Genomic DNA, 7840 nt, shown 5'->3' with positions numbered 1-7840 from the left:
TTTGAACTGACGACCTTCGGGTTATGAGCCCGACGAGCTACCAGGCTGCTCCACCCCGCATCAACGTGGGGCGTATAATACAGAGCACCCACCCCCTTGGCAAATGTTTTAGGTAAATTTATTCAACAATCTGAATGAATAGACACTGTCTTGTCGAAAAGCAGCCAAGAACTCACTTAAAAAATGATCATATCAGGGTTACATCAATAGATTGGTTGCCAGCAATAGCATGAGCCCCATTCCCAGTACATCGGTACTTCATTCCACCGTCCGTTACTTTTGATGCTTAGCTGAGTGAGTGTAATGCCTGACTTCGATGTGCAGATGTTGCTTGAAACATAGCTTACTGTTGACATGGGCGCCAATAATGCTTCGTCTGATGTTGGTGAGATAGCGGTGGACGTGAGTAAAAATAGATAATTAGAATATTGTGCTTGTGATGTATAGGGAATATTAGTTAATATGTTAATTATAGTTGAGCTGGATTTTCACTTGCCGTTAATGGCCGTTGAAATCGCTTAAATGAAAGCAGCCTATACTGATAGGTCGAATCGATTAGGGTTTGATGGAGTCAGGAATCGCCTGCAGTAATAAAATAAGAGGGTAGTGAGATGGGCAAGCTGGCGCTCGTAGCTAAGATTACACATGTTCCAAGTATGTATCTGTCTGAACTGGATGGGCCACAAAAAGGTTGTCGTCAGTCGGCTATTGATGGCCATATAGAGATTGGTAAGCGCTGTCGGGAGCTCGGTGTGGATACCATCGTGGTATTCGATACGCATTGGTTGGTGAATGCTAATTACCACATCAATTGTGGGCCACATTTTAAAGGTAACTACACCAGTGGTGAGCTGCCACATTTTATCTCCAACATGGAGTATGAATACGATGGCAATCCTGAGTTAGGTAAGATTCTAGCAAAGGAATGTAATCTACAAGGCGTTGAAACGTTAGCCCATGATAAGACGTCCCTAGGGCCTGAATATGGCACCTTGGTGCCGATGCGTTATATGAACGAAGATCGTCACTTTAAGGTGATTTCAGTTTCTGCGCTGTGTACCGTTCACTACTTGAATGATTCAGCTCGCTTAGGCTGGGCAATGCGTGAAGCGATTGAAAAACACTATGATGGCACGGTGGCCATTTTGGCGAGTGGCTCACTGTCACATCGCTTCGCTCAGAACGGTCAGGCTCCTGAGTTTGCGAATAAGGTTTGGAGTCCCTTCCTCGAGACATTAGATCATAAAGTCGTCGAGATGTGGCAGCAGGGCGATTGGAAAACCTTCTGTGAAATGTTGCCTGAATATGCGGCAAAAGGTCATGGTGAAGGCTTTATGCATGATACGGCGATGATGCTCGGCGCGCTGGGTTGGTCTGGCTATGATGGTCAAGCTGAAGTGTTGACGCCGTATTTCGGTAGCTCAGGTACGGGACAGATTAACTGTGTCTTCCCAGTGACGGAGCAGGACGGATCGTCTGTTCCTGGGCCGCAGGCATCGGTGACGGATAAATTTGAACCCGGCTCTAGCCGTTTGTAAAATATTGTTTTAGAAAGCTTAATGCTTTTTACTTCCCTCTGAAAAAGGCTCGCATATACGAGCCTTTTTTGTGGTTTTTATAACACTTCAAAGAAGTGCATTTCGACAAGATCAGGCCTGCGAATGCCCGTCCCGATAAACATCCGTTCACAGATCCATTTTAAGGAGAGTGAGTCGGTTTCAAAGGTAGGGTTGCATCTAAAATAGATTTCTGAGGGGTCAACCGGCTCCCCTTTGATCAAGCGCGCCGTTATTTCCGGTTCTGCTACGCGAATCGCGCGGTTGTGCACATAGATACGCTCACCGCTGTCTAATTCTAAGACATAATGAGCATCGAGGTTCGCCATGCGAGGGGTGAGGATGAGTTGATAGTCGGCCCCGCCTGAGAGTACTTTACCGGACCATCCATGACCTTCCACCGTGCCCCCAGTAATAGGAATAACCCGCCGTTGCCCATGTTGGGCGTGGCCAATTTCTTGAGGAGTATCGACTTTCACCTTTAATTCGGCAAAATGTTTTAGTGTCGGTGCTGTATACATACTATCGATTTCCTTGGCCGGTTGATGATGTTGAGTGTTTCGTATCTCGATAACTTTTGAAAGTAATAATGGTCATGTTTTTCCTATAGGAAAAATATTGAGGGGGTCTACATTCCTTTGTATTCTTATGCATAGCTTTTTTGTTAACATGTTAATTAGTATACATTGTTTAGAATGTCAATGAATCATAGAATGTATCGCATTCATTGTGATGATAATGATACTTAGCCCGAAAAATATGAGAGTCGATTCTGGTTGTTATCAAGCAGAAGTCTAAATAGCTACATTTATGGAAAGGCCCCGATGTGAGCTTTTTGGCCGCGGGGTTTGCTCAACGTGTAATCAATCAGGAAACTGAAAATGAAAAAAATAACAAAATTACTAGCGACTGCCGGTGTTTGTGCCGGCATGTTTATGTCTTTCAATGCATCGGCTGTTACGACGCTTAAAGTCGGCACTTGGTTGCCCCCAACCGCACCTCAGAACGCTATTGTTTGGCCTACTTGGGCAAAGTGGGTGGAGGAAGCGACTGAAGGCCGTGTAAAAGTTGAGTTGGAATATGGTTTAGGACACCCTAAATCGATGTTTGATCTGGTTGAAGATCAGGTGATTGATGCGAGCTTTACGGTTAATGGGTATGTGCCGGGTCGTTTTTCTCTGGGAAAAATTGCTGAACTTCCAGGAGAGAGCCCGAATGCTGAGAAAGCCTCGGTTGCGCTATGGAATGTTCAGGAAAAATATTTTAATACGGCTGATGAGTATGAAGGGTTGAAGCTGCTGGGTTTGTTTGTGCATGGGTCGGGTCAGTTACATACAACCTTCCCTGTTAGCTCGCTGGCAGACTTGAAGGATAAGAAAATACGTATCGGCGGCGGTGTCGTCAACGAAATGGGGCAGATTTTAGGTGTTACGCCGGTTGGCGCACCTGCACCAAAAATATATGAAATGATGCAGCAGGGTGTCGTTGAAGGTGTTTTTCTGCCAGTGCTTGATTTGAAATACCTGCGCGTGGCGGAAGTTTCAAAATATCTGACCGTTTTTCCTGAAGGAATGTATACCACGACCTTTAGTATCTTTATGAATCCGGATTCTTTTGACGCGTTGAGCGAAAAAGATCAGCAAGCACTCATGAGTGTTTCAGGTGAAAAACTTTCCCGTTTGGCCGGTAAAAGCTGGGGGGATGCTGACCTTGACGGTTATGCTGCAGCTGAAGAAAACGGCATTAAGATCAATAAGCTGAGTGCGACAGACCCAATGGTAACTGAGTTTAAAGCGGAAACCGCGAGTATGTCTGCTGAGTGGGTTGAGCAGGCGGATGCGAAAAATGTTGACGGTCAGGCTGCACTGGATATGTTCCGTTCACTGGCTAAGTAAGATGATATAAAGACATTTAGGGTCTTTAAAGGGCTTGTGAGTTAGTTTCTTTGATGAGGCTGGCTACAAGCCCTTCTTCTTTTGGGCTGATGAGAATATTCACTGAAAACGGCCGATTTTTTTCGAGTTTATCTATTCTTCATATCGAAGAGGACCGGTTCAGTTATCACCTGCGGCTTTGTTCTTAAAGCTTCGATTGTGAGGGATAGCGGAAACTGATGTCTTAGCATTAGTCGTACGACTGACCTCAATATAAACGAAATGATGGCTTATATTGAGGCTGCTTGGTTTTTAAGGCGGCAGTAATGGGCTGATTTATTATTGATTGGCTTGCAGGCTTTTGTCCAACTGCCTAATTAAGCCATAGATCGCGGCAGTATAAGGAACCTCTTTTCCTAGCTTTTCTGCTATTTCATATACCCCACCAACAAGTGCTATATATTCGAGGGGATTGCCTGCTTCGACATCTTGCAACATAGAGGTTTTAAAGGCCCCCAGCGTTTGGGTTTGTGCGTTTCTTTCCTCGGGTGTTTGATCGATAGGACAGCCAATCTCGTGACCGATGGCCAGTGCTTCAGTCATTGCTTTGCAGCAGAACTGGTTAAGCAGTGGGTCATCGAGTATGCGATCAGCGGTTGCACGAGTGAGTGCCGAAATCGGATTGATGGTCATATTGCCGAGTAGTTTGAACCAAATGTTTCGCTGAATAGTCGCGGATATGTCGACACTAAAGCCGCTTTTTTTAAGAAGTTCTCCGACCTGCAGTGTTGGCGCTGAAGGCTCGCCATTAGGCTCACCAATAATGAGGTGATTGCCTGTGCTGAGCTTAATCACACCGGGAGAGGTCGAGGCGGCGGCTAAGTGAACAACACAGCCGATCACCTGATGACTAGGAAGGTGATCTCGTAGGTCTCCTTGAGGGTCAACTGTTTTGAGTATAGGGTCAGAGGTTACCTTTGGTAAGCCATCAAAAAACCACCATGGCACGCCATTCATTGCTAGCAGAACGCGGGTTTGCTCACCGATCAAGGGTTTTATGTCTTTGATGATAGGGCTGACAGCGGGTTGTTTGACGGCAATGATGATTAGGTCTTGAACATCGAGTTCATTCGCTTGAGATACCGCTGACACAGGATAAAAACGGGTTTCACCCTCCTCAGTAAGGCCGACTCCGCTTTGCTGTAAAGCCAACAGTTTTTGCCCTCTGGCAATGACCGAAACTGTTGCGCCAGCGGCGCTGAGGCGGGCTGCAATTAATCCACCGATTGCACCTGCACCGTATACACATACCTTCATAAAGAAGCCTATAGTCGATTAACGTTTGTATGATGGGTCTTGTTTTTCAACGAGTCGTTTCATAGCAGCGAAAACATCAGCACCCGCACCGTATTTAGGATTAAAGTTGAGCGAATCGGCGGTACATTTTTTAACGATAGCTTCGGGGATTTCTCGCACCTTACCCATCGCCATCGAGGCACATTGTACTTCACACGCACGGTTGACTAACCACATGAGTGCGAATGCTTGAGCTAGGTTGGCACCGATAATAACGGGGCCATGGTTACGTAACATCAGTATGGGTTTATCGCCAGCGCTTTCAAGGATGCGTGCACCTTCATCCATATGTACTGTGATACCTTCAAATTCATGGTACGCCACTTTGTTGTACAGTTGAGCTGAGTAGAAGTTGCTGTAGGACAAACCATCTTCCAAACAGCAAACCGCCAGTGTTGATGTGGTGTGTACATGCATCACACAGTGACCATTTTCAACCTTATCATGAATCTGGCCGTGAAATGTAAAGCCTGCCGGATTGATTGGCCAGTCCGAATGACCAACGATGTTGCCGTCCAGATCGACTTTAACTAAGTTGGATGCGGTGACTTCGCTATAATGAAGGCCAAACGGGTTGATGAGAAAGTGCCCTTCCTCACCGGGAACACGTAATGAAATATGGTTGTAGATTGATTCATCCCACTTCATATAGGCAAAAATACGATACATCGCCGCCAAATCGATACGAGCATTCCATTCGGCTTCGCTGAATCTTGATGGGCGTTCATAGTAATTATTGGATAAAGACATTAGTTTTTCTCACGGGTTAGTATCATTATTGTTATTAATATATTAATCAAATTTAGCGCAATAAAAAGAATAATAAATATTGGTCGGCTCAATATTTTTCTTATATGCTGCGATGATGAATACGAAACAGTTACTTTATTTCCTTAAAACCGCTGAGTTATGCAGTATTGCTGCGGCTGCCCGTGAGTTGGATATCGCTCAGCCAAGTATCAGTCTGCAGCTCGAAAACCTAGAGCATGAACTGAGCAGCGCGTTGTTTGATCGAGATTATCGTGGCGTCCGGTTAACTGAAAGTGGTCAGCTATTTAAGGCGCATGCAGAATCGATCATGCGTCAGGTTGATCAAGCGAAGTTGGATATCAGACAGGCGGAACAGGAGCCCGCCGGTCGCTTGGTATTGGGCATGACGCAACCGATTGGTAACGTGGTGTCGGTGCCTTTGCTTAAATTAGTCGAGCAACGCTTTCCCAAAATCGAATTAGACCTCTTTGCTGGGTTATCATATATCCTGTCTGCGCAATTGCTCAGTGGCGAGATTGATGTGGCGATCTCATCACCGGATGGCAGCGATACAAAGCAACTGACGCGTGAAAAACTATTCCAAGAAAAACTCTATTTAGCCATGGGCGATACCCCGCAACTTAGCTCGCAGAAGCCTTTACGGCAGCGCGCTAACATTCCCTTTACTGAGCTGGCTGAGCATGAAGTGATTGTGACGGGGCGACAAGATTCCTTGGGCTATATCTTACGTCAGTATGAGCAGCAGATGGGCGTGAAGGTTAGGCATCGGCCTGGTTTTGGTCAATTAATGACCACTCTGCGTTATGTGTCTGATGGCTATGGCATGCTGTTGAGCCCGTCATCCTCTTTTTATCATTTGGAAGAAACCGGCCAAATCCATGTGCTTGAAGTTATTGAGCCTTGCATGACGCGTGATGTTTATATTGCCACCTCTGCGAATCGGCCTCGCAGCGCGTTAATGCGCGCGGTTATTCCTTTGATTTATGAGGTTGTGCAACAAGAACAGCAAGCGGGTCGCTGGCGCGGTGTATTTTTTTCCCAAAGTGATTGAGAGGCTTGGCAATCAAAATTGATGGTATTGCTTGATGTCGTTAATCTGACGGGGGCTTATTCGTTGCCTAAACCGTCATCTATTATCGATGGGCAATACTCACTCATGCTAGAAGTGAAGGGGCTCCTGGCCTGAGTGAGCGTTAACGTTGAATATCAGAAGGTAATATTGATACCCGCAGCGACATTATCTGCCGTGTTGTCATAGTCGGCCGCTTCTACCCAGGCTGCGACGTTTTTGCTGAAGTCTTTTTTCAGTTGCACAACGACACCATTGTTATCGTTAGCGTCGACATCTGAATCTTTATCGTAATAACCTGCCGCGAGGGATAAGCCTTTTCCTAACTGATAACGGCCAGCAACACCGTAGGCATCAAAGTCACCATTGGTGCCAAAGGTCTCTTGATTGATCTCATAGGTGGCACCGAGACTAAACTGCTCAAATTGATACCCAGCGGTCATTGCATAGCGGCTATAGTTTTCGGTTGCCGTGCCCGCCAAGGTTTTATCTGCTTGGACGGCACCGATGCCGATATTGAATGTTTTATCATCGTAAAGTGCCCGCACGGCGAAAACATCTGAGTCGACGCCATTGTCCTCTGGGATAGAGATCGAGGCAAACGTGACTTTAGTGTGGTTGAAAGCCGGTGTTATATAAACAAGCGTATCTTGAGCTTCCGAGCTCTGATTGAATATCGCCATGCCTGACGGTGTTACGCTGCCAGAATGGGTTTCGTTATATTCAAAGATATTGATATTGCTGTAGAGATCCCTCAGTTGACCGCTAGCGGTGCGAGGTGCAATAACAAAGGTGCCATATTTAGTCGGCAGGACAACCTTGGCATCTTTTACATGGATATCGGCTTCACCGTCTGCGCCGCCCGTGTCTTTACTATTGATCGCATCAGATACATCTGCGTTGAGGATGTAAACCAGTTTAAACGTATCTAATTTGACTAGCCCTTTGATGCCAAGCTCGAGTTCGAATGCTTCTGGGTCGAAGTCTTTACCCTCAACGGATGCAGCGCCTAAACTGGAGAACATGGTGAGCTTGGGCATGGGGAATTCAGGTTCGCTGGCGTGGGCTGTATTTGCAACGATGACCGCCAGAGAAAGTGTAGCCAAGGAGATAGTAAAGCAAGATTTCATTATTAGGATACTCAAAATCAATAATATTTTTACTAGAGTTAATATATTAAGTATATTTTATTTTTATTTCTTTGAGAGTTTTAT

At 45.8% G+C, this 7840-nt stretch carries 7 protein-coding genes; 3 read left to right on the top strand and 4 right to left on the bottom strand.

Annotated elements, in window-relative coordinates; all coding sequences use genetic code 11:
* The first annotated feature begins 611 nt into the window (after window positions 1–611).
* A complete protein-coding gene (hpaD, locus tag Q4488_RS11935; protein WP_303580701.1) occupies window positions 612–1538 on the top strand; it encodes a 3,4-dihydroxyphenylacetate 2,3-dioxygenase in 927 nt (308 codons plus the stop codon).
* 77 nt (window positions 1539–1615) lie between these two features.
* On the opposite strand, the gene Q4488_RS11930 is transcribed toward hpaD, so the two are convergent.
* Complete coding sequence (locus Q4488_RS11930; RefSeq protein WP_303580700.1) at window positions 1616–2077, bottom strand: DUF3237 domain-containing protein; 462 nt, start codon at window positions 2075–2077, stop codon at window positions 1616–1618.
* A gap of 360 nt (window positions 2078–2437) precedes the next feature.
* Between Q4488_RS11930 and Q4488_RS11925 the strand changes: the two genes are divergently transcribed.
* Window positions 2438–3451 (top strand): TRAP transporter substrate-binding protein, encoded by a 1014-nt coding sequence (locus Q4488_RS11925; protein WP_303580699.1) that lies wholly within the window; start codon window positions 2438–2440, stop codon window positions 3449–3451.
* Window positions 3452–3769: 318 nt separating this feature from the next.
* On the opposite strand, the gene Q4488_RS11920 is transcribed toward Q4488_RS11925, so the two are convergent.
* The gene (locus tag Q4488_RS11920; protein ID WP_303580698.1) at window positions 3770–4747 is read right to left on the bottom strand and encodes a 2-dehydropantoate 2-reductase; all 978 of its coding nucleotides are present in this window, start codon (window positions 4745–4747) and stop codon (window positions 3770–3772) included.
* Between the two features lie 18 nt (window positions 4748–4765).
* On the bottom strand, window positions 4766–5536 hold the full coding sequence (locus Q4488_RS11915; RefSeq protein ID WP_303580697.1) for a class II aldolase/adducin family protein: 771 nt from the start codon (window positions 5534–5536) through the stop codon (window positions 4766–4768).
* 112 nt (window positions 5537–5648) lie between these two features.
* Here Q4488_RS11915 and Q4488_RS11910 point away from each other — a divergent pair, with 112 nt between their 5' ends.
* Window positions 5649–6608, top strand: a complete 960-nt coding sequence (locus Q4488_RS11910; protein WP_303580696.1) for a LysR family transcriptional regulator — start codon at window positions 5649–5651, stop codon at window positions 6606–6608.
* A gap of 155 nt (window positions 6609–6763) precedes the next feature.
* Here the strand turns inward: Q4488_RS11910 and Q4488_RS11905 are convergent, their stop codons facing one another.
* Window positions 6764–7756: a porin gene (locus tag Q4488_RS11905; protein WP_303580695.1), complete on the bottom strand. Its 993-nt coding sequence runs from the start codon at window positions 7754–7756 to the stop codon at window positions 6764–6766.
* Window positions 7757–7840 lie beyond the last annotated feature (84 nt).

The sequence above is a fragment of the Amphritea sp. 1_MG-2023 genome (assembly GCF_030547545.1).
GTDB lineage: Bacteria > Pseudomonadota > Gammaproteobacteria > Pseudomonadales > Balneatricaceae > Amphritea.
Note: the sequence above shows the minus strand (reverse complement) of the source record. Positions and strands in the feature narration are given on the sequence as shown.

Coding starts and splice junctions, on each gene's coding strand:
- Q4488_RS11925 (WP_303580699.1), top strand. CDS start 2,438: ATGAAAAAAATAACAAAATTACTAGCGACTGCCGGTGTTTGTGCCGGC.
- Q4488_RS11920 (WP_303580698.1), bottom strand. CDS start 4,747: ATGAAGGTATGTGTATACGGTGCAGGTGCAATCGGTGGATTAATTGCA.
- Q4488_RS11915 (WP_303580697.1), bottom strand. CDS start 5,536: ATGTCTTTATCCAATAATTACTATGAACGCCCATCAAGATTCAGCGAA.
- Q4488_RS11910 (WP_303580696.1), top strand. CDS start 5,649: ATGATGAATACGAAACAGTTACTTTATTTCCTTAAAACCGCTGAGTTA.
- Q4488_RS11930 (WP_303580700.1), bottom strand. CDS start 2,077: ATGTATACAGCACCGACACTAAAACATTTTGCCGAATTAAAGGTGAAA.
- Q4488_RS11905 (WP_303580695.1), bottom strand. CDS start 7,756: ATGAAATCTTGCTTTACTATCTCCTTGGCTACACTTTCTCTGGCGGTC.
- hpaD (WP_303580701.1), top strand. CDS start 612: ATGGGCAAGCTGGCGCTCGTAGCTAAGATTACACATGTTCCAAGTATG.